This is a genomic window from Kribbella koreensis, from assembly GCF_039525325.1.
GTDB lineage: Bacteria > Actinomycetota > Actinomycetes > Propionibacteriales > Kribbellaceae > Kribbella > Kribbella koreensis.
In genome coordinates this window covers 617368-638902 of the sequence record NZ_BAAAHK010000017.1, presented here as the reverse complement: position 1 = coordinate 638902, position 21535 = coordinate 617368, and the positions used below count along the sequence as shown (strand labels likewise).

General features: G+C 69.0%; 20 protein-coding genes. 12 read left to right on the top strand and 8 right to left on the bottom strand.

The window, feature by feature from the left end:
- The first annotated feature begins 34 nt into the window (after positions 1-34).
- Complete coding sequence (locus ABD116_RS32465) at positions 35-802, top strand: ABC transporter permease (RefSeq protein ID WP_343979129.1); 768 nt, start codon at positions 35-37, stop codon at positions 800-802.
- The gene (locus ABD116_RS32460; RefSeq protein WP_343979126.1) at positions 799-1047 is read left to right on the top strand and encodes a DUF2630 family protein; all 249 of its coding nucleotides are present in this window, start codon (positions 799-801) and stop codon (positions 1045-1047) included. The genes ABD116_RS32465 and ABD116_RS32460 overlap by 4 nt, the downstream gene beginning before the upstream one ends.
- 46 nt (positions 1048-1093) lie before the next feature.
- Here ABD116_RS32460 and ABD116_RS32455 read toward each other — a convergent pair whose 3' ends face one another.
- The 4 genes from ABD116_RS32455 to ABD116_RS32440 form a co-directional block, all read right to left on the bottom strand.
- Positions 1094-1516, bottom strand: coding sequence for a TIGR03667 family PPOX class F420-dependent oxidoreductase (locus ABD116_RS32455; RefSeq protein ID WP_343979123.1), 423 nt, complete (start codon positions 1514-1516; stop codon positions 1094-1096).
- A 29-nt stretch (positions 1517-1545) separates the two neighbouring features.
- The gene (locus ABD116_RS32450; protein WP_343979120.1) at positions 1546-1959 is read right to left on the bottom strand and encodes a CoA-binding protein; all 414 of its coding nucleotides are present in this window, start codon (positions 1957-1959) and stop codon (positions 1546-1548) included.
- A 69-nt stretch (positions 1960-2028) separates the two neighbouring features.
- Positions 2029-2682, bottom strand: a complete 654-nt coding sequence (locus ABD116_RS32445) for a response regulator (RefSeq protein WP_343979116.1) — start codon at positions 2680-2682, stop codon at positions 2029-2031.
- The gene (locus ABD116_RS32440; RefSeq protein ID WP_343979114.1) at positions 2664-3944 is read right to left on the bottom strand and encodes a sensor histidine kinase; all 1281 of its coding nucleotides are present in this window, start codon (positions 3942-3944) and stop codon (positions 2664-2666) included. The genes ABD116_RS32445 and ABD116_RS32440 overlap by 19 nt, the downstream gene beginning before the upstream one ends.
- A 109-nt stretch (positions 3945-4053) precedes the next feature.
- Between ABD116_RS32440 and ABD116_RS32435 the strand changes: the two genes are divergently transcribed.
- The 9 genes from ABD116_RS32435 (at position 4054) to ABD116_RS32395 (ending at position 16775) form a co-directional block, all read left to right on the top strand.
- A complete protein-coding gene (locus ABD116_RS32435) occupies positions 4054-4821 on the top strand; it encodes an ABC transporter ATP-binding protein (protein WP_343979111.1) in 768 nt (255 codons plus the stop codon).
- Positions 4821-6794 (top strand): FtsX-like permease family protein, encoded by a 1974-nt coding sequence (locus ABD116_RS32430; RefSeq protein WP_343979108.1) that lies wholly within the window; start codon positions 4821-4823, stop codon positions 6792-6794. The genes ABD116_RS32435 and ABD116_RS32430 overlap by 1 nt, the downstream gene beginning before the upstream one ends.
- A 143-nt stretch (positions 6795-6937) precedes the next feature.
- A complete protein-coding gene (locus ABD116_RS32425; protein ID WP_343979105.1) occupies positions 6938-9388 on the top strand; it encodes a DNA gyrase/topoisomerase IV subunit A in 2451 nt (816 codons plus the stop codon).
- Positions 9389-9392: 4 nt separating this feature from the next.
- Positions 9393-10100 (top strand): LppX_LprAFG lipoprotein, encoded by a 708-nt coding sequence (locus tag ABD116_RS32420; protein WP_343979102.1) that lies wholly within the window; start codon positions 9393-9395, stop codon positions 10098-10100.
- Positions 10097-11764 carry an MFS transporter gene (locus ABD116_RS32415; RefSeq protein ID WP_343979099.1) on the top strand — a complete coding sequence of 556 codons (1668 nt, stop codon included), beginning with the start codon at positions 10097-10099 and terminating at the stop codon, positions 11762-11764. Before ABD116_RS32420 ends, ABD116_RS32415 begins: the two co-directional genes overlap by 4 nt.
- 39 nt (positions 11765-11803) lie before the next feature.
- The gene (locus ABD116_RS32410; RefSeq protein ID WP_343979498.1) at positions 11804-12745 is read left to right on the top strand and encodes a ferredoxin family protein; all 942 of its coding nucleotides are present in this window, start codon (positions 11804-11806) and stop codon (positions 12743-12745) included.
- Positions 12742-13248, top strand: a complete 507-nt coding sequence (locus ABD116_RS32405) for a beta-class carbonic anhydrase (RefSeq protein ID WP_343979096.1) — start codon at positions 12742-12744, stop codon at positions 13246-13248. The genes ABD116_RS32410 and ABD116_RS32405 overlap by 4 nt, the downstream gene beginning before the upstream one ends.
- A 91-nt stretch (positions 13249-13339) precedes the next feature.
- Entirely contained in the window at positions 13340-15709 is a 2370-nt protein-coding gene (locus ABD116_RS32400) for a glycoside hydrolase domain-containing protein (protein WP_343979093.1), read from the top strand.
- 28 nt (positions 15710-15737) lie between these two features.
- Positions 15738-16775 carry a hypothetical protein gene (locus ABD116_RS32395; RefSeq protein WP_343979091.1) on the top strand — a complete coding sequence of 346 codons (1038 nt, stop codon included), beginning with the start codon at positions 15738-15740 and terminating at the stop codon, positions 16773-16775.
- Here the strand turns inward: ABD116_RS32395 and ABD116_RS32390 are convergent.
- Positions 16768-17529, bottom strand: a complete 762-nt coding sequence (locus ABD116_RS32390) for a carbonic anhydrase (protein WP_343979089.1) — start codon at positions 17527-17529, stop codon at positions 16768-16770. The two genes, ABD116_RS32395 and ABD116_RS32390, sit on opposite strands and share 8 nt — an antisense overlap.
- A 131-nt stretch (positions 17530-17660) precedes the next feature.
- Here ABD116_RS32390 and ABD116_RS32385 point away from each other — a divergent pair, with 131 nt between their 5' ends.
- Complete coding sequence (locus ABD116_RS32385; protein ID WP_343979087.1) at positions 17661-18974, top strand: pyroglutamyl-peptidase I; 1314 nt, start codon at positions 17661-17663, stop codon at positions 18972-18974.
- Here ABD116_RS32385 and ABD116_RS32380 read toward each other — a convergent pair.
- The 3 genes from ABD116_RS32380 to ABD116_RS32370 are packed head-to-tail and all read right to left on the bottom strand — an operon-like array spanning position 18971 to position 21520.
- Positions 18971-19429, bottom strand: coding sequence for a VOC family protein (locus tag ABD116_RS32380; RefSeq protein ID WP_343979084.1), 459 nt, complete (start codon positions 19427-19429; stop codon positions 18971-18973). The two genes, ABD116_RS32385 and ABD116_RS32380, sit on opposite strands and share 4 nt — an antisense overlap.
- 41 nt (positions 19430-19470) lie before the next feature.
- Positions 19471-20121: an HAD family hydrolase gene (locus tag ABD116_RS32375; protein ID WP_343979081.1), complete on the bottom strand. Its 651-nt coding sequence runs from the start codon at positions 20119-20121 to the stop codon at positions 19471-19473.
- 4 nt (positions 20122-20125) lie between these two features.
- Positions 20126-21520, bottom strand: coding sequence for an MDR family MFS transporter (locus tag ABD116_RS32370; protein ID WP_343979079.1), 1395 nt, complete (start codon positions 21518-21520; stop codon positions 20126-20128).
- Between the last annotated feature and the right edge of the window lie 15 nt (positions 21521-21535).

Below are 21535 nucleotides of genomic sequence, written 5' to 3'. Positions count from 1 at the left end.
GGGGTTTGTCGGTACGCCGTGCTGCAATGGCCCAATGTCTACCGACACGGGCCTCGGCATCGCGGCCGTCGTGGTGCTGCCGCTGCTGGTCGCGATCGCGGTGGTGGCATCACGGCTGGCCTCCCTGCGCCACGAGAAGGGCATCGTCACAGCCGCCCTGCGCGCGCTGGTCCAGCTGGCCGCGGTCGGTGCCGTCGTCGGTTTCGCGCTGCAGTCGATCTGGGGCACGCTCGGCTTCGTGCTGCTGATGATGGTCGTCGCCACGATCACGAGCGCCCGCCGCCTGCGCCACGTCGCCGTGGTCCCGCGTCAGTACCTGTACTGCGCAGCCTCGATCGCCGGTGGCGCAACCCTGGTCCTTCTACTGCTCGTCCTCCCCGGCGTGGTGCCGCGCAATCCCGGCAGCATCCTGCCCATGGGCGGCATCATCGTCGGCGGCGCGATGAACGCGACCACGCTGGCCGGCCGGCGCCTGCTCTCGGAGTACGGCAGCCGGTACGGCGAGTTCGAGGCCGGTCTGTCGATCGGCCTGATCCAAGCCGACGCGTTCAAACTCGTCGCCGGCCCGGTCGCCGGCGACGCGCTGCTGCCGTCCCTCGACCAGACCCGCACGGTCGGCCTCGTCACGCTCCCCGGCGCGTTCGTCGGCATGGTCCTCGGCGGCGCATCACCGACAGCTGCCGCGGCGTTGCAACTCGTAGTACTGATCGGGCTGCTCGCCGCGGGCTCGATCGCCATCCTGACCACAACCGAGCTCCTTGCCCGCTCATCCCTTCCGGACGGGCGTACCGTTTCCACATGACCGACGACAAGAGCCTATTCAGCCGGATCGACGAGCTTGTTGCCGAGGAGCACGAGCTCCGCAGCAAGCACGCGGCCGGTGAGATCAACGACGCCGACGAGAAGGACCGCCTGCGCAAGCTCGAGGTCGAGCTCGATCAGTGCTGGGACCTGCTGCGCCAGCGCCGCGCCAAGCGTGAGTTCGGCGAGAACCCCGAGGACGCCCAGGCCCGCTCGGGCGAGATCGTCGAGGGCTACCTCAACTAGGACAACACCGGGGTGGGCCCCACCAAGGCCCACCCCGGTGACGAAGTCAGAAGCCGCGGAGGCTGTCCGGGCGGATCCGGATCAGCACCGAGTAGTCGGCGTGGAACGCGTCCGCGGTCAGATCGAGGCCGGACAAGCCGTCCGCGTACTTCGCGTTGTACGCGGCCAACTCCTCGTCCGTGGCCGGCTTGCCGTCGAGCACGGCCTCACCGGTGATCACGCCGACGTCGCCGCCGGTGTGGGTCGCGTTGAAGTTGAGGGCCACCCGGGACTGCCCGGCGATGTTGTGCACCTTCGCCTTGCCGGGCTGACTGAAGACGAGGATCTCCGAACCGTTCCAGCTGAACCAGACCGGGTTGGGCTGCGGCGTACCGGACTTGCCGACGGTGGTCAGCCAGATGACCAACTCGTCGTTCAGTTGGCGCTCGATCCGCGCGCCGAACTCGGTGGAGTTGTCGATGGTGAACATATGGGCCCCTCAGGTCTCGCCGGAACGGGTCAGGACGGACCCAGCCGGCTCCACTCGATCGCCGGGCAGCGGTTCATCACCATCGTCAGACCCGCGGCCGTCGTCCGGGTGTAGGCGTCCGGATCCACCACATCCAGCTGGAACCAGACCGCGCGCGCGTTGATTCCCACCGCCTGGTCTGCCACGGAGCCGGCCAGCTCGGACCGTACGAAGACATCCACGCAGTCCACCGGGAACGGGATGTCGGCCAGCGACGCATACCCCTGCTCGCCGTGCACGGTCTCCGCCGCCGGATGCACCGGCACGATCCGCTTGCCCCGGCTCTGCAGGAACCGGGCCACCCCGTACGCCGCCCGCTGCGTGTTGTTCGACAGTCCCACCACCGCCCACGTCTCGCAGTCAGCCAGCACCTTCCGGATGTCACTCTCATCAGCCCACGTCACGGCACAATCCTCCCCCGCCGGACAAGCCGGCCCGCACCGGTCAGCACCGGCAGATCAGCACCGGCAGGGTCAGCTCCGCAGATAGGTCAGCACTGCGGATACCCGCCGGTCCCGCCCGTCGTCCAGCCGGAGTTTGGCGAAGATGTTGCCGACGTGTTTGCGGACTGCTGCTTCGCTGACGACTAGTTCTGAGGCGATCGAGGAGTTGACTCGGCCCTCGGCCATCAGGGCCAGTACTTCGAGTTCGCGCGGGGTCAACGCTGAGAGCGGACCGTCGTCGCGGCGGCGAGCGAGGAGCTGGCGGACTACCTCGGGATCTACGACGGTTCCGCCTTCGGCGACCCGGTCGAGGGAGGCGAGGAACTCGGTGACGTGGCCGACCCGGTCCTTGAGGAGGTAGCCGATGCCGCCGGTCGTTGTCTCCAGCAACGAGGAGAGGTAGGCGTCGGCGACGTACTGCGAGAGCACCAAGATGCCGATCTGCGGCAACTCGGCCCGGATCGCGGCTGCCGCACGCAAGCCTTCGTCGCTGTGGCCGGGTGGCATCCGTACGTCCGTGATGACCACGTCCGGCGGCTCCTTGCGGACGACGGCCAGCAACGTGTCCGCGTCGCCGACGGTGTCGCGGACCTCGTGGCCGGCCCGGTCCAGGATGCTGGCCAGCCCTTCGCGCAACAGCAGTGAGTCTTCAGCCAGGACGATGCTCAGTCGTCGAGCCGGCACGGGCACTCCATCCTCAGTCGAGTCGGCCCACCGGGTGGGCTGGACAGGTCGAGTGTGCCTCCCAACGCATCCAGCCGCGTCACCAGCCCGGTCAATCCAGTCCCCTGCTTGTCCTCGAAGCTCGCGCCACCGATCCCGTCGTCGGTGATCGTGACGACCAGGCGGTCGCCGGCGATCCAGCCCTCCACCTCACATCGCGTCGCCTGGGCGTGCTTGGCGACATTGCCGAGGGCCTCGCTCACCACGAAGTACGCCGCCGCCTCGATCGGTGTCGGGAGCCGGCCCTCCAACGCCATCCGCACGCTCACCGGCAGCGGGCTACGGTCGGCAACCTCTCGTACCGCAGCCTCCAATCCGTGGTCGACCAGGACCCGTGGATGGATCCCGCGCACGGCCTCGCGCAGATCCGCCAACGCGGCCTCGGCCTCGGCATGCGCCTTGATCACCAGCCTGCGGCCCTCCCCCTGGGGCAGGTCAAGTTCAGCGAGTCCCAACGTCATCGTCAGCCCGACCAGGCGCTGCTGTACGCCGTCGTGCAGATGCCTCTCGATCCGCGCCCGCTCGGTCTCGAACGCGTCGACCAGATCGAGCCGGGACCGGCGCAGCTCGGCCACGTTGCGCCGCAGCTCGTCCTCACGCGGCCCCAGCAGTGCCTTCGCCAACTCCGCCTCAGCCCCGGCGAGCGCACCGAGGATGTACGAGCTGACAACGTAGAAGGGCGGAGCGAACAAGACCAGGAACAGCCAGCCCTCGCCAGCGGTGTCCAGCGTCCACGGCCCCATCCCCATCTCTTCGTGCGCGGCGATCCAGGGCGCGCCCAAGGACAGGACGAGAGCGGTCGCGCTGATCCCGGCGAACATCGCGCTCAACGGCCAGACGAAGACGCCCAGCAAGAGCCCGTACCCGAGCGCCCGCACCGACGCCTGTTCCCGGCGGCGGAAGGTCAGCCGGGCCCGGACCGTGAATCCCGGCGGAATCACAGCATGCGGCGACCGCACCCCACCCGGGATCATCAACCGGACCCGCCACCGCTCGACAACGCCGATCAGGGTCCCGGCCAGCGGGAACGCCATGAGCATCATGATGCCGATGATCAGTGGGCTGAGCAGCAGGCTCAGACCAGCTGCAGCCATCAGCAGGACGATCGTCACGGCACCGAAAGGAACCGAACTGAGCAGGTAGGCATAGCTGCGCCACGGCCAGGACGAGACGAGGAACCGGCTCGATGCCAGGGCGGCCCAGGCCGTTTTCGGTTGCTCCACTTGCTCAACACTAGGTCCGCAACAGGCCCCAGGTCGGTAGCGTGCGCGCTACTCCAGGTGTCCCGCGCAGGCCAGGGTGCAACGGCTGCCGACCACGTTTGCTGGAACCATGACCAGCACCGCGCCGATGCGCCCCTCCGTCGTACCGAGTGAACCGCCCGCCCTGCTCCTGGACGGGATCACCAAGACGTACCGCTCCAAGGCCGGCTCGGTCGAGGCGCTGCGGGGCGTCACGTACCACTTCGTCCGCGGCTCGTTCACCGCCGTCATGGGGCCGTCCGGCTCCGGCAAGTCGACCCTGCTTCAGTGCGCGGCCGGGCTCGACCAGCCGACCTCCGGCAACGTGATGCTGGGTGGGAACAGTCTGCGCGGGCTCAACGAGGTAGCGCTCACCAAGCTGCGCCGGGAGCAGATGGGCTTCGTGTTCCAGGCCTACAACCTGCTGCCGTCGCTCACCGTCTACGACAACATCGCGCTGCCGCTGCGGCTGACCGGACGCAAGCCGCGCCGCGACGAAGTACACCGTGTACTCGACCAGGTCGGCCTGGAAGGCAAGGCCCGGCGGCGCCCGGCCGAACTCTCCGGCGGCCAGCAGCAACGCGTGGCGATCGCCCGGGCCCTGATCACCCAGCCCGCCGTCTTCTTCGCCGACGAGCCGACCGGGGCCCTCGACAGCAGCACCAGCCGGCAGATCCTCGGGTTGTTGCGCGAGGCAACCGATCGCGCGGGCCAGACGGTCGTCATGGTCACTCACGACCCGGTCGCCGCGGCGTACGCCGAACGCGTCCTCTTCCTGTCCGACGGCCTCGTTGCCGGATCGATCGACCGCGGCACGCCCGCGCAGATCGCCGCGGCCATGAGCGAGCTGGAGCGCTGATGTTCTTCCTCAGCCGGCAGACGGTCCGCCGCCATCTGTCCCTGTACGCCGGATCCTTCGTCGCCCTGGCCGTCGGCGTCTTCCTCCTCGGGCTGGCCGCTACCGCAACCGCCGCCACCATCGCCTACCACGGCCCGGGCATGGAGACCATCACCGTCAACCTGCCCAACGCAGACCCGCCGACCACCGCGAAGGTGCTCACTTCGGGTGCGGACGCGTCCGGGCTGCAGGTCGTCCTGAGCATGGTCGGAGTGATCTGTGGCTTCATCACCGTCTTCGTCATCGCGAGCACCTTCGCCTTCGCCGTCGCGTCGCGGCGCTGGGAGGTCGGCCTGATCCGGCTGATCGGCGCGACTCCGAGGCAGGTCAAGCGGATGGTCCTCGGCGAGGCGTTGGTCGTCGCGCTCGCCGCGTCGATCACGGGCGCGATACTGGCTCAGCTGGTTACTCCTCTGGTGCTGGCCAAGGCGTCCTACACGGAGTTGGCGCCGGTGAAGCTCGAGCCGGCCAGCCCGTGGGTGCCGTTGGCGATCGCCGTCGCGGCCGGGCTGATCGTCGCGATGCTCGGCGCCCGGTCGGCGGCCAGGCGCGCCGGCCGGGTCGGTGCCGTGGATGCCCTGCGTGAGGCGGCCCTGGAGCCACCCCGCATCGGACCCGTCCGGGTGGTCTTCGGCGTACTGGTCCTGGCCGGAGCCATCGTCCTGCTAGCCCTGATCCGCCCCGGCACCGGCGACGCGGTCGTCCCGCTGGCCATGTTCACGCCGATGCTGCTGGTCGTCGCGCTGACCCTGCTCGCACCCCTCGTCGTTCCGCTGATCGCCCGGCTGCTGGCGACGCCGTTGATCGCCTGGACCCAGGTGTCCGGACGACTCGCCCGCAGCAACGTGGTCGCCGCACCCCGCCGCAGCGCGTCACTCGCTGCCCCGATCCTGGCCATCTCGGCGATCGCCGGCTCGATGGTGCTCACCCTCAGCTTCGCCGCCGACGCCTCCACCGCGACGATCCGGGAGACCGTTCGAGCCCCGATCGTCATCACCGCGCCGCCGGACACCCCGGCAGTCGGAGACCAGATCCGCCGTACGCCGGGAGTCGCGCTGGCCGACGGCGCGATCCCGGTCCAGCTCATCCGCACCGACACCGACAGCGCCGAACTCGAGGAGGCCGAAGCGATCGACCCGGCCGTCGCCACCAAGACCCGGGCTATCATCCCGATCACCGGGGACCTGACGAAGCTGACCGGCAAATCGGTTGCCGTGAGCAATGAGTCGGACGGCCACAAGTACCGGGTCGGCGACAAGATCGGCGTCACCTTCCTCGACCGGAGTACCGACCAGCTCGAGGTGGTCGCGATCCTCAAGGCCGCCCCAGAGGTGAACCCGCTGATGTTCGTGTCGACGGACCTGGCCCGGGAGCACGCTGCGCAGGCCACGCCGGCCCGCTGGTTCGTTCAGCCGGCTGACGGGGTCGGGGCCGCCGCGCTGATCACAACTCTCGGCGAGAGGCTCACCGGCACCGGCGCGGCCGTAGTACCGGCTGCCGACTGGGAGCGGACCGAGAGCGAGGGCCTGCGCAAGGGCAACCAACTCGGCCTGATCCTCCTACTGGGCCCAGCCGCGTTGTACAGCGCCATCGCGATCGCCAACACCCTCCTGATGGGCAGCCTCCAACGCCGCCACGAGTTCGTCACCTCCCGCCTCCTCGGCGCCACCCCCGCCCAGATCCGCCGCATGGTCCTCTGGGAGTCCACCCTCGTCGGCGCCGTCGCCCTGACCCTCGGCACGGTGATCACCGCCACGGTCGGCCTGCTGATCCGACACGCCATGACCGTTGACCTGTCAGCAGTCCCGGTCACCGTTCCCTGGGCCACGCTCGTCAGCATCGGAGTCGTCTGCCTCGCACTGGCCGTCGGAGCCGCGCTCGTGCCGACCGGCTTCATCCTCCGCCGGTCTCACCCGTCCGGCGCCGTCGACTAGGCCCGGTACGGCGTACTCTGGGCGGTCAAATCCGGTGGATACCCGGGTCGGTGCTGGGTTCCGGTGCCCGGGACAGTGACAATGGCCCCAGCCGCCAAGCAGCTCGATCGTGAGCTGAGTCGATGAGGAGTACGTAGACCCGCATGGCACGCCGTACCAGCAGCACCGCCGAACCCGAGGACTTCGAGGAGCACATCCTCGATGTCGACGTCTCCGACGAGATGCGCAGCAGTTTCCTGGAGTACGCCTACTCGGTGATCTACTCCCGGGCCCTGCCGGACGCCCGCGACGGACTGAAGCCGGTCCAGCGCCGGATCCTGTTCTCGATGGCCGAGAACAACATCCGGCCCGACCGCGGTCACGTCAAGAGCGCCCGCGTCGTCGGCGAGGTGATGGGTAAGTACCACCCGCACGGTGACGGCGCGATCTACGACGCGCTGGTCCGGACCGCGCAGCCGTGGTCGATGCGGCTGCCGCTGATCGACGGCCACGGGAACTTCGGCTCGCTCGACGACGGCCCCGCCGCGATGCGGTACACGGAGTGCCGGATGGCCCCGTCCGCGATCGCGATGACGAACGGCCTGGACGAGAACGTCGTCGACTACAAGCCGAACTACGACGGCCGCGAGGAAGAGCCGTCCGTACTCCCGGCCGCCTTCCCGAACCTGCTGGTCAACGGCGCCGCCGGCATCGCGGTGGGCATGGCGACCAACATGGCCCCGCACAACCTGGTCGAGGTGATCCAGGCGCTGCGGCACCTGATCAAGACGCCGGGCGCCGATGTCGACGACCTGATGCGTTTCATCCCCGGCCCGGATCTGCCCACCGGCGGCAAGATCGTCGGCCTGGAAGGCATCAAGGACGCCTACCTGACCGGCCGCGGCAGCTTCAAGATGCGCGCCACCGCCCGGATCGAGAACGTCACCCCGCGGCGCAAGGGCATCGTGGTCACCGAGCTGCCCTACACGGTCGGCCCGGAGAAGGTGATCGAGAAGATCAAGACGCTGGTCCAGGCCAAGAAGCTGCAGGGCATCGCCGACGTCAAGGACCTGACCGACCGGGCGCACGGCACCCAGCTGGTGATCGAGGTCAAGAACGGCTTCGTGCCCGAGGCGCTGCTCGAGCAGCTCTACAAGATGACGCCGCTGGAGGACTCGTTCTCCATCAACGCCGTCTGCCTGGTCGACGGCCAGCCGCGCACGCTCGGCCTGAAGGAACTGCTCGAGGTCTACCTGGGCCACCGCTACGACGTGACGCGCCGGCGCACCGAGTTCCGCCGCAAGAAGGCGCAGGACCGGCTGCACATCGTCGACGGTCTGCTGGTCGCGATCCTCGACATCGACGAGGTCATCCAGATCATCCGGACCAGCGACGACGCGGCCGCCGCGCGGACCCGGTTGATGGACATCTACGACCTGTCCGAGGTGCAGACCAACTACATCCTGGACATGCCGCTGCGCCGGCTGACCAAGTTCTCCAAGCTCGAACTGGAGACCGAGAAGGGCGAGCTCGAGCGCGAGATCGAGAAGCTGTCGGCGATCCTGGACGACGAGACGCTGCTGAAGAAGACCGTCTCCGAGGAGCTCGCCGACGTCGCCAAGACCTACGGCACTCCCCGGCGGACGGTCCTGCTGGAGTCGTCCGGCGCGACCAAGACCGCCGCCGTGCCGCTCGAGGTCACCGACGACCCGTGCTGGGTGCTGCTGAGCTCCACCGGGTTGCTCGCGCGGACCAACGGCGTCGAGCCGTTCGGTACCGGCGAAGGCCGCGCCAAGCACGACGCGATCGTCTCCGCGATCAAGAGCACCGCGCGCGGTCAGTACGGGCTGATCACCAGTGCCGGGCGGTTGATCCGGTTGGAGTCGCTCGACCTGCCCGGGATCCCCACGACCGCCTCCGCGCCGAACCTGCAAGGCGGTGCGCCGGTTGCCGAGTTCATCTCGCTGGACGCGGGCGAGAAGGCGCTGGCGCTCACCACGATGGACCCGGAATCGGTCGGCGTCGCGCTCGGTACGGCGACAGGTGTCGTCAAGCGGGTCACTCCGGATCACCTGAGCAACCGCGACTCGTGGGAGATCATCCGGCTCAACGACGGCGACGAGGTCGTCGGCGCGGTCGAGCTGACCACGGGTGAGGAAGAGCTCGTCTTCGTCTCCAGCGACGCGCAACTGCTGCACTACAGCGCTTCCGCGGTACGTCCGCAGGGCCGGACCGCGGGCGGTATGGCCGGCATCCGGTTGGCGGCCGGCCAGAAGGTCGTGTACTTCGGCGCCGTCGACCCGGCCAAGGAGTCGGTCCTGGTCACCATCTCGGGCTCGTCGTCGGCGCTGCCGGGCACCGAGGTCGGCCAGGTCAAGGTGACGCCCTTCAGCGAGTACCCGGGCAAGGGCCGGGCGACCGGCGGTGTCCGGTGCCACCGGCTGCTCAAGGGCGAGGACGGGCTGCTGCTCGCCTTCGCCGGCGCGGCCCCGGTCAAGGCCAGCGCCAACAGCGGCGCCCCGGTCGACCTTCCCCCGCTGGACCCCCGCCGCGACGGTTCCGGCGTACCGGTGGCTCAGCCGATCGCGGCGGTTGCCGCAGACCTGGCAGGCTGACCCCATGAAGAAGCTCGTCGCGCTCGGCGCGGCCCTCGTGCTGACGGTGTCACTGGCCGGCTGCAGCGACAAGAAGGACGATGCCGGGGCCAAGACCGGTGACGACGCGGTCTCCCTGCTGACCGACGTCAAGAAGACGATCGACGACGCCGCGAGCGTGCACATCGTGATCACCGGACGGGATCTGCCGAGCACCGGTCAGGTGCTCGCCAGCGGCGACGGCGTCGCCACCCACGCTCCGGCGTTCAAGGGCAAGCTGACGGTACGGACCGCAGGCTCGCCGATCGATGCGGAGGTCGTCGCGGTCGGCAGCAAGGTCTACGCCAAGCTGCCGTTCCTGCCGAAGTACACCGAACTACCGCCGTCGCAGCTGGCGGGTCTGGGCGCGCCCGACCCGGCCATCCTGCTCGACCCGGCCAAGGGCCTCACGTCGGTGCTGCCGACGCTGAAGGACGCCAAGATCAAGGGCGAGACCCGCGACGGCGCGAAGGTGCTGACCGAGGTCACCGGCTCAGTCGAAGGCAAGACGCTGCAAGGCATCTTCCCGAAGGCGCCGGGCGACCAGGACTTCCCGAGCACCTTCAAGATCGACAAGGACACCAAGCAGCTGGTGTCGGCGACGATCACCGGCCCGTACTACGACGGCGCCACCAGCAGCTACGACGTGACCTTCGACAAGTACGGCGAGCAGGTAGAGATCACCAAGCCGTGACGGCGAGCCCCAGGGCGCGGCTGACTCTCGCGTCGGTCGCGGTCGCCTTCGCGGCGGCGGACACCTACGTCGTCGTCCTGGCATTGCCCGACATGATGTCCGGGGTCGGCCTGTCTGCGGACGAACTGCAGCGGGCCGCCCCGATCCTGTCGGGCTTCCTGCTCGGCTACATAGCAGTACTCCCCCTGATCGGCCGGATCGCGGACATGGTCGGCCGTACGCCGGTACTGGTCGGCGCGCTGGTCCTCTTCGCAGTGGGCTCCCTCATCACCGCCAGCGCCTACGACCTGTCGTTGGTGGTCACCGGCCGCTTCCTGCAAGGCGTCGGCGGCGGTGGTCTCGTACCGGCGACGCTTGCCCTCGTGGCCGACCTCTGGCCTGCGGAGAAGCGAGGACTCCCACTGGGCATCGTGGGAGCGGTCCAGGAGCTCGGCTCGGTCCTGGGTCCGTTGCTGGGTGCAGCCGTGCTCGCTATCGCCGACTGGCGCTACATCTTCTGGCTCAACCTCACAGTCGCCGTCGTCCTCGCCCTGCTGCTCCGCGGGCTCCAGCGACCGCCGCTGTCGGCCGCAGTCGGGTTGCTGGCCTGCATAGCGCTCGGGCTCACACTGACGGCACCAGAGCGACTAGCCACCGGCATCACATTAGGCCTGCCCTTCGTACCGTTCACTGGCGACTCCCGGCTGCTTACGCCCATCGGTGTCGTCTCACTCGTACTGCTGGTCCTGTGGCTCGCTCTGATCCTCTTCAAAGCGCGCGGGAGCCTGAAGGACCTGGTGAAGCGCGTGGATCTGCTAGGCGCGCTCCTCCTCGCCTGCGCGTTGGCGGGCGTCGTGCTGGCCTTCGCTACCGCTGATCCTGAGCGTGAGGTCATGGCACCCGCCGGACCGTGGCTACTGGCCGGCGCTGCAGTCTTCGCCGGCCTCTTCGCGCTCTGGCAGCGCCGCAGCCCACTGGCGATCGTCCCGCCCGGTCTGCTCAGCGCCAGGCCGGCCTGGGGTTCACTGGTGGTCAGCTTCCTCATCGGATCGGCCCTGATCGCTGCATTGGTCGACGTCCCCGTCTTCGCCCGTACTACGCAGCGCGGCGGCCAGCTCGCGGCCGCGCTCGTCCTGCTGCGCTTCCTGATCGCCTTGCCCATCGGCGCAGTAGTCGGCGGCTGGCTGACCCGTCGGTACGGACTAGGCCTCATCACGGGCGCAGGACTCAGCCTGGCCGGGGCCATGTTCGTCCTGATGGCGTTGTGGGACAAGGACGCGCTCAAGCACGCACCGGCCACCATCGCGCTGCTCGTCTGCGGCTTCGGCTTCGGTCTCGCCCTGTCACCGGTCAACACCGCCATCCTCGGCGCCACGAGACCAGACAGCCACGGACTCGTCAGCGCCCTGGTCGTCGTCGCCCGGATGGTCGGCATGCTGATCGGAGTCTCGGCGCTGACCGCCCTCGGGCTACGCCGCTACTACACGATCGTCGACGACCTGCCGGCACCGAACGACCTGTGCCCGGGCAAGGCCCCGACCAGCTGCCGTCCGTTCATCGACGCACTGCAGGACGCCGCCATTTCACAAGTTCACACGATCTTCACCGGAGCGGCGGTCTGCGCGTTCGCAGCCGCGGTATTGGCCGTCCTTCTGCTCGGGCGGCGCGGCACTGTCCACAGGTGACGGTGGTCATGGGGACAAGGTGTCCGCTCGCGTACCGTGATGCTTGTGAGTGCAACAAACAGCGGTAGACCGGGCCTGTGCTCGACGTTCTGCCGTGACCTGCGGGAGCCGATGCCCGGTACGGCGGTGGTCGCCACCGGCTGGCTGGTCGTCGAGCAACCGGGCCCGTGGGGTAACAAGGCACCCACCCAGAGCCACCTCGATCCGGGGTTCGGCGCCAAGATCGACGCCGACGCCAAGAAGGCGGACCTGCGCTTCGGGCTGATCCGCTCCCCCGGCAGGCACGCGGACGCCGTACCGCGCTCACACCAGGTGTACGTCGCGAGCACGGTGCCGGGCCAGACCTGGCTGCTCGGCGGCTGCGTCGCCGACCCGAAGCAGCTCCTGGCACTCGACCTCCAGGCCGTCAGCCGCGGCGACCGCGACGCGGCGATCCGCTCGCTGCCAGAGCTTGCCCCGGTCAACGAACCGATCCTGCTGGTCTGTACCAACGGCAAGCGCGACGAATGCTGCGCCCTGCTCGGCCGGCCGATCGTCACGGCGCTGGCCGCCCAGGCGCCCGGCCGGGTGTGGGAGGCGAACCACCTGGGCGGGCACCGGTTCGCGCCGACCGCTACTCTGCTGCCCGCAGGGATCATGTACGGCCAGCTCGACGTGGAGACGGCCGGAGCCATTCTCACCGCGGCCGACCGCGGTGAGACCGTCCTCGAGAAGCTGCGCGGCCGGTCCACCTGGACCAAGCGCGGCCAGCTCGCCGAGATCACTGTCCGCGACCTCATCGGCGAGGCCGGACTCGACGCCCTCCGCGTCGTGGCGGAAGACCTGGAGACCGTGACGGTCAGGCACCGCGACGGGCGGCTGTGGACCGTCGAGGTGATCAGCGAGTCCGCCGATCCACCCCGCCCGGAGTCCTGCGGAAAGGAACCCTTCGCCATGTCGATCCTGCGTGCCGCATCTGTCACCCCCGGACCTGCCCGATGAGCCCGACGCCCCGCGACTTCGACGATCTGCTGGCCGCCAACGCGGAGTACAGCAAGAACTTCCAGTACAGCGGTTTCGACGGGATCGCCCACGCGGGCATCGGTTTCGTCACCTGTATGGACTCCCGGATCCCGCCGCTGGAGCTGCTCGGCCTCAAGCCGGGCGACATGAAGGTACTGCGCAGCGCCGGCGCCCGGGTCACCGAGCTGACCCTGACCGGCCTGGTGCTCGGCGTCCAGCTGCTCGGCGTGAAGCGGATCATGGTCGTGCCGCACACCCGCTGCGCGATGGCCTCGATGACCGAGGACGAGATGCGCGCCAAGGTCGAGCTGGCGGCCGGCAAACCGGCTGGCTACCTGCCGCTCAACGTCATCCCGGATCAGCTCGAGGCGCTGCGCCACGACGTCGCCGCCGTCCGCGAGCACCCGCTGATCGGCGACGACATCCTGGTCGGCGGTTTCATGTACGACGTCGACACCGGCCTGCTCGACCAGATCACCTGATTCCAACGCTTAGACCTGGCTCGAAACGCCTCCCACGCATCCGGACCAGCTGGTTACAGTCTGTCGACTTCCCAGCTGGAAAGGTGCATAGGTGGATTCCCAGGTTCTAGCGGCGCAGCAATGGCTCAACCAGACCTACGGCGGCGTCGATGGGTGGGTGACCCTGGACCAGGACGGACAGACCGGCTGGCCCACGATGTACGGGCTGACCCGCGGCTTGCAGCACGAGCTCGGCATCTCGCCGGTCACGTCCGGGTTCGGGCCGACGACGACCGCGCGGTTCAAGTCCCAGATCGGCCGGATCGACGGCGGGACGACCAACGAGAACGTCCTGCGGCTGCTCAGCGCGGCGCTGTGGTGCAAGGGCTATCCGGGTCTGCCCGGCACCACGGTCAGCTGGGGGCCGCTGGCCCAGTCGGTCGGCTGGGTCCGTGACGACATCGGTCTCGGCGACTCGAACCCGTACGTCGACGTGAAGCTGATGGCCTCGCTGCTGACGATGGACGCGTACATCAAGCTCGGCCCGGGCAGCGCCTCGGTGCGCGACGTCCAGCGCTGGCTGAACGGGACCTACCTCGATCGGGCCGACTTCGCGGTCGTGCCCTGCGACGGGATCTACGGCCGCGCGGTCCAGACCGCGATGCTGTACGGACTCCAGTACGAGATCGGGATGGCCGACGGTGTTGCCAACGGCAACTTCGGGCCGGGGACCCGGGAAGGCATCCGGACCAAGGCGACCGTCACCCCGGGCGCCACCGACGGCCCCAAGCGGTTCGTCCGGCTGTACCAGGCGAGCCTGCGGTTCAACGGGTACGACAGCCCCTTCAACGGGACCTTCGACAACGCCACCCTCGAACACACCCGCAGCTTCCAGTCGTTCATGGAGTTGCCCGTCACCCTGGCCGGCGACTACAGCACCTGGTGTGCGCTGGTCGTCTCCTCCGGCGACACCAACATCGCCACCAAAGGGTTCGACACCAACCAGCAGCTCACGCCGTCCGAGGCGGTCGGCGCCGTGCAGGCCGGGTACACCACGGTCGGGCGCTACACCGTGGGAGCGGGCAAGTTCATCACCGCGGCCGAGCTCGACGGGCTGCGCGACGCGGGCCTCACCCTGCTGCCCATCCACCAGCGCTTCAACGACTCACCCGCCGAGATGAACTGGATCAACGGCCATACGCACGGCATCGAAGCGCTCGAGCGCTGCCGCACGCTCGGGCTGCCGGCCGACAGCCTGGTGTTCTTCTCGGTCGACTTCGATGCCCTGGGCGAGACGATCCACGGACCGGTGGCCGACTACTTCCAGGGCGTCAACGACGCCTTCGAGACCTCGCTCAGCATGCACCTGCGGGTCGGCGTCTACGGCACCCGGAACGTCTGCTCGATCATCATCGATGACAAGCAACTGGCCGAGGGTGCTTTCGTCGCCGGGATGTCCACCGGCTTCTCCGGCAACATGGGCTTCCCGATGCCGGCCAAGTGGCACTACAACCAGATCGTCGAGATCGACAACAACTTCCCGGGCAGCCGGCCGTTCGGGATCGACAAGGACGTGGTGTCGAACCGGGCCACCCCGATCAACCTGTCCTCGGTCGTCTCACCCCCGATCGAGCGCGACGGCTCAGCCAGCCCCACCGGCTTCGACGCCTTCTTCGAGTGGGTCTGCCGCGCGGAGGTCGCCTGCGAGCGCGCCCTGATCGAGGGCAGTACCCCCGGGCAGGACATCAAACAGTTCGCCCACCGGATCCACGACTACATCGCGCACTGGATGCAGAAGCCGCGGTACTGGGGCGGCGCGCTCTGGCCGGTCTACACGGCGACCCAGGACGACGGCCTCGAGGTGCTCGCCCGGTCCGCGTGCGAAGCGGAGCTCGGCCGGCTCAGCCCGAACAAGCCGGCCACGGCCCGCGATTTCGAGCATTTCGCGGCGACCCTGCGTGGGTACACCAACTGGGGAGTCTCCACTGCCAAGGACGACTACAGCTATGGCGACCTGGGCGGCTGGCCGCTGGATCTGCTGCAGGTCTGGGGATCGTACGACCGGGACCGGAAGACAGACCCGGGCCTCGACCTGGCGCAGTATCTGACGGCACGGATCGGTGTTCCGAAGGGCGCCGGCGGGTTCGAGTGGGCGGACGTCGTCGCCGATTGCGACGCGTACCTGATCGGCCGCCCGATCGTCGAACACAGCCAGGGGTTGTCCGCGGCGTCGCGCGAGGTGCTGAAGCTCGGTGCCGGCGCCCGGGTCGCCAAGTTCTACGCCGATCGCTTCGACCGGTCGGAGGCGAACGTGATCGCCGCCTTCAGCAAGGTGGCCGACGGCATCGACCTCATCGGGCACAACTTCCCGGTCACGGATTTCCTGCTGCTGCAGGCCGCCGGCGCGGACTCCCTGCCTACTCCCGAGGAAGCGCGGATCTGTGGACAGGTGTTCGCGCGGATGCTGGCGGCGCAGGGATGACGACGACGATCCACACGGAAGGCTGCTGATGACTATTTCTACCGATGGAGTCCAGCGCCGTACGGTTCTGGCCGGCGCGCTGGCTGGTACTGCGGTGGTTGCCGTGCCTGTGCTCGAGCCGGCGCTCGCCGCGGCGACGGCTGTTGCGGGGCCTGGCGTGAATGGCCTTGGCTCGCAGGCTGCGGCGCTGGTTCACAGCAAGGACGGCTCTGCTGTCCGGATGCCGCCTGAGCTGGGGGCATTGCTCACGGTTGGCGCGAGTGGTGTAGCCGCGGGCACGGCCCTCACGATCACGTACGACAGCCGCCTCTACTCCGCCGCGCCGAGTGCCGTCCTCGTCAGTGGTGAGCGGGTCATCCCGGTGCGGGCTCACCCTGTTGCTTCCAGCACGGCCAGCGGGCAGCTTGAGCTGCGTCTCCCTGAGTTGTCGGCGGGTATCTACACGGTCCGGGCCGGCGGGCTCGTTCGCGACCGGTACCCCACCGACCTGATCACGGACCCACGGCCAACCGCTGTCAAGCTCTCTGAGCCTGGTGGCGCCGTCACCGCCCAGACCCTCAGCAAGCCAGCAGCCAAGGCCGGGCTGCCCTGGGGAGTTCAGCTGGGCGCCGGCTGGCTGCAGGCGACTTGGAGTGACCAGTACTACGCGTGGCACCCGGCAACAATCACCGTCCACTCGGTCGGCCCGGGTGCGATCCCCGCCGGTTCCCGGATTCGCGTCACCCTCGACGGCGCCGTCTTCGAGTCGGTTTCGGTCAGCGCCGCGAGCGATTCACTCGGGCGCAGGGTCAACGGGCTTCCCCGGCGTACCGAGGTGGTCGGCCGTCCGGTCGCCACCTGGACCGCGCCTGCTGCGATCCCGGCCGGCGCACGGATCACGTTGACCTGCACCACGGTCGCCCGCAAGTTGACCGGTGCCCTCGACTGGGTGGAGCCGCCCCTGGTCGACTTCCTGCCACCGAAGGCGGGCAGGGACGCCCAGCGACTCACCACCCAGGAGTCGCTGACCCGGATGGACGACGTGTACTCGGCGGCGACCAGGGCGCGGTTCGGGCCTGTCAGCTGATGATCACCTTGCCGGTGTCGAGTTCGTAGTACGCGCCGGCGAGTTTGAGCTTGCCCGACTTCTCCAGTGGGCCGATGACGGTGGACTTGCGGAGTTGGGCAAGCACGAGTTCTACGTTGGCGTGGATCGCGTTGGTGAGCCGGTCGCCCGGGCGGCCGGCGGCTTGCTGGACGGCCGGCTGGAGTGCTTTCACGAGGTAGCTGATGTCGCCTTCGGCGTCGAGGGCCTTGATGGTGGCGTCGACTGCACCGCAGCGTTGATGGCCGAGCACCAACAGGAGCGGTGTACCGAGCTCGGCGACACCGAACTCCAGACTGCCGGTGACCGAGCGGTCGAGTACTTCGCCGGCGCTGCGCACCACGACGAGATCGCCGAGGCCACGGTCGAAGACCAGCTCGATCGGCACCCGGGAGTCGACGCAGCCGAGCACCGTCGCGAACGGGTGCTGGGCCTGACTCACGGCGACCCGGCGCTCGGTGCCCTCGTCGTCATGTCCGGCCTGGTCGGAGACGAATCGGGCGTTGCCCTCCTGGAGCCGTTCCAGGGCTTGCTCGCCGGTCGTGACCGGTGGCTCGACGGCCGGTCCACCACCTCCGGCGGGCGCTGCAACCGCCGGGGTCTGGGTCGTGTTGCTCTTGGCGCCTTGGTCGTTGGCGGCGCACGCGGTGAGGGCGGCGGCGCCGAGCGTCGTACCGGCGGCGGCCAGGGCGGTTGCCGTCAGGAAGTGGCGGCGGGTCGGGGCAGGTTCGGTCACGGAAAGCTCCTCACAGGACACACGGCGTTGGGCGACGCCATCTCAGACGGTAGTGCGTTGCATACTGTCTGCCATAGACAAGTCTGTTCGGATCTCTCGGTATCGCTCCCGGAATCTGATAGACATCACGTATGAGACTCCGCCCAAGCTCTCTTCCCCGCCTCGTCCTGCTCGGCGCGCTGGCCCTCACGACCGCGCTGACCACCGCTCCCGTCGCCACCGCGACCCCGGTGGCCGACCAGACCCTCAAGCCCACCTGCTTCGACTCCGGCACCGCCGGGACGGTCGAGGAGCAGCGCCTCGGCCGCGGTGTCGCCGGTGGCCCCTCGGTACCGGCCGAGATCCTGGCCCGGTCCGGATTCGACCGCCAGGTGGCCTTGTTCAGCAAGCTGCTGTGCGCAGCGCCGAACCGTGCCGCCGCGAGCGCTCTCGTGCGCGTCCAGGGTGAGGTGCTGTGGCGCACTGCCACCCACCGAGCCCAGCACCCGCAGGCTGCGCCCGCCCTGCCGTCCACCGACGACCGCGGCCTGTACTGGGCCCGCATCTCGATGGCGCTCGCACTCCGCCAGTGGCAGCCGGACCACTTCACCCTCGGTACGGCGGAACGCGCGGAGCTGATCCGCACCCTCGAGTACTCGTCGCGTGGCATCACCAGCACGCGGTTCTCCCCCGGCGTCCAGAAGATCCTGGTCACCGGGTTCGATCCGTTCACGCTCGACGCGGACATCCGGATCGGCAACCCGTCCGGCGCGAACGCGCTCACGCTCGACGGTCAGCGCTGGAAGGTGAACGGCAAGACCTACGAGATCCAGACCGTCGTCTTCCCGGTCCGCTACACCGACTTCGACGAGAACATGGTCGAGAACGCGCTCGCCCCGCACTACCGCGGCGGTCCCCAGCACGCGGATCTCGTGGTGACGATGAGCCAGGGCCGGGTCGGGATCTTCGACCTGGAGGCGTTCAACGGGCGTCGCCGCTCGGTCAGCTCGATCGGCGACAACAACAACCTGTGGGGTGGCGGCACGATCAACGCGCCGGTCGTCTCACCGAGCATGCCGGCCGGACCGGAGTGGCTCACCTCGAGCCTGCCGCTCGCCCGGATGGCGGGCGCGACGGTGCCGGCCCAGTTCCGGACCCGCGTGAACACCTCGGTCCTGGAGATCCCGGCCGGCGAGACTCTCCCGGTACGCCGCCCCGACGGTCCGACCCCGGGCTCGATCGCCTCCGAGGGCGCCGGTGGTGGCTACCTCAGCAACGAGGTCGCGTACCGCAACACCCTGCAGCGCGACCTTCGCGATCCGTCGATGCCGGCCGGTCATCTGCACGTACCGGTGCTCAAGTTCGACGCCGCCAACACGACGGCGATCACCGACCCGACGTACGAAGCCAACCGCGACCAGATCGTCGAAGGCGCCCACGCGGTACTGCGCGCCGCCCTCGGCTAACCCCCGGCGAAACTCGCCTTCGCGGCGTCCAGGGCCTCCTGCCCGACGTCGCGAAGGTGAGTGGCCACCGACCAGCGGATGCCGAAGGGATCGCGCAAGGTGGCGGACCGGGCTCCGAAGAAGGTGTCGGCCGGCGGCTTCTCGATCACCGCGCCGGCCTTCTCGGCAGCGGCGACCGTAGCGTCGACATCCGGGACGTACAGGTTCAACGCATAGGTCGGCAGGCTGTCCGTGGCAGGTGCCTCGACACCGGCTTCGGGGTAGCTGTCGGACAGCATGAAGGCGGTCCCGTCGATCTCCAGCTCGGCATGACCGATCCGGCCGTCCGCACCGACGAACGGCGTCTCGGTCGGCCGCGCGCCGAACACCTCGCCGTACCAGTCGATCGCCTTGGCAGCATCGCGGCAACACAAGTACGGCGTCAGCACACGCCCATGCGGCGGCAGGTAGCTCATGGCGGACATCCTGTACCAGCCGGGCCGCCCTGGGCCACGGCTCAGGACGCGAGAATCACCGGGAACGCCTGCAGCACCGACGCGAAGTGATGCGTGGGCACCCGATCCGGCGTAGCCGCTGCCGGATGATGGTTGCCGATCAGGATCGTGGACAGCCCAGCCGCGATCCCGCCGGCGATGTCATACGCGGGGTGGTCCCCCACCATCCAGCCATCGGCCAGCGTCGCGCCCGTCCGAGCGGCGGCGATCTTGAAGATCCGCGGATCGGGCTTCCGCACCCCGACCGCCTCGGAGATGCAGCAGTAGTCGACGACCGCCGCGATCCCGGTCCGCTCCAGTTTGATCGACTGCTGAGCAACGCCGCCGTTGGTGATCACGGCGACGCGCCACCCCGCAGTACGGAGCGAGGCCAGTCCCGGCACCACGGCAGGGTCGATCGAGGCGAACACCGGGTAATCGCGGTCGTAGGCATCGACCAGCGTGGCGATGTCGGCGTCGAGCCCGAAGCGTTCCTTCACGCTCGCGAACAGTTCTTCGCGCGGCCGGTATCCACCGCCGTCGTGCTCGTGCAGCCAGTCCACCGCCTCCGGCCCGAGCCCTTCGCGCCGCACCCACCACTCGACCCAGTCGCGGAAGGCCCGATCCCGATCGATCAGCGTGTTGTCCAGGTCGAAGCAGGCGAGGCGGGGCACCTGCTCAGGGTTTCACACTCTGTTTCGGGAGGAGCAGGGAGAGTAACGCTGCGACGGCTGTGAAGCCGGTGGCCCACCAGAAGGCTGTGCCGTAGGCATCGGAGAGTCTGGCGGATGTGGTCGCCGCGGTGGTGAGGATGACGGCCAGGACTGCGGTGCCGAACGAGCCGCCGACCTGCTGGGCGATCCGGGTGATGATGCTGGCGTCCGGCATCTCGTCGTGGTCGAGGCCGACGTACGCTCCGGTCATCAGCGGGATGACGACTGCTCCCAGGCCCAGGCCGCGGACGAGCAGGACCACCATCAGGAACCAGGTGTTCGTCTCTTCCGACGCGAAGGCGAACGGCACGGTCGCGATCGTCATCACCACGAAGCCGGTGACGGCCACCCAGCGTCCGCCGATCTTGTCGGTCAGCCGGCCGGCCAGCGAGCGAGAGGCCAGCGCGCCGATCCCCTGCGGCACCAAGAGGAGGCCGGCGCCCAACGCGTCCTCGCCCCGGATCTGTTGCCAGTACAGCGGGAGCAACAGCATCGCGCCGTACAGGGCGATGCCGGTGAGGAACAGCAAGGCGGTCGAGACGGCGAGCGCGCGATGGCGAAACAACTGCAGGTCGATGAGAGCCTGCTCACCACGCCGAGCAGCCCACCACCAGAACGCCGCCAGCAGAGCGACCCCGGCGATCATCGGCACCAGTACTTCGGAATGGCCGAACCCACCGCTCTCGCCGACCTTGCTGAGCCCGTAGATCACCCCGACCACACCCGGCGAGACCAGCAAGAGCCCGACGACGTCCAGCCGCACCCGCCGGCCCGGCTCCCCCGCCGGGAACAACCGGAGCGCGAGCAGCAGACCGGCGACCCCGAGCGGGAGGTTGACGAGGAACATCCAGTGCCAGCTGACGTAGTGCAGGATGATGCCGCCGACCACCGGACCGAGGATCGGGCCGATAGCGGCGGGCAGGCTGACGGCTGCCATCAAGCGACCGAGGTTCCGGCCCTTCGCCGCCTGCATCAGGATCGTCGACATCAGCGGCAGCATCACGCCGCCACCGACGCCTTGCAGAGCGCGGAACACGATCAGGCTCGTCACATCCCAGGCCAGCGCGCACAGCAGCGAGCCGATGGTGAAGACGCTCAGCGCGATCAACCACAGCCGCTTGCTGCCCAGCCGGCTCTGCGCCCAGCCGGTGATCGGCATCGTGACGAACATCGCGATCAGGTACGCCGTACTGACCCACTGCAGGGTCGACACCGACGCGCCGAGCGCGGCACCCAGGTCATGCAGCCCGACGCTGACGATCGTCGTGTCGAGGATGACCGCCATCACCCCCGTCACGAGGGCGATCGCCAGCTTCTTGAGCTGTGGATCGATGCCGGTGGTGGCGGTTTGCTCGGACACGTGGCGGCCCCTATT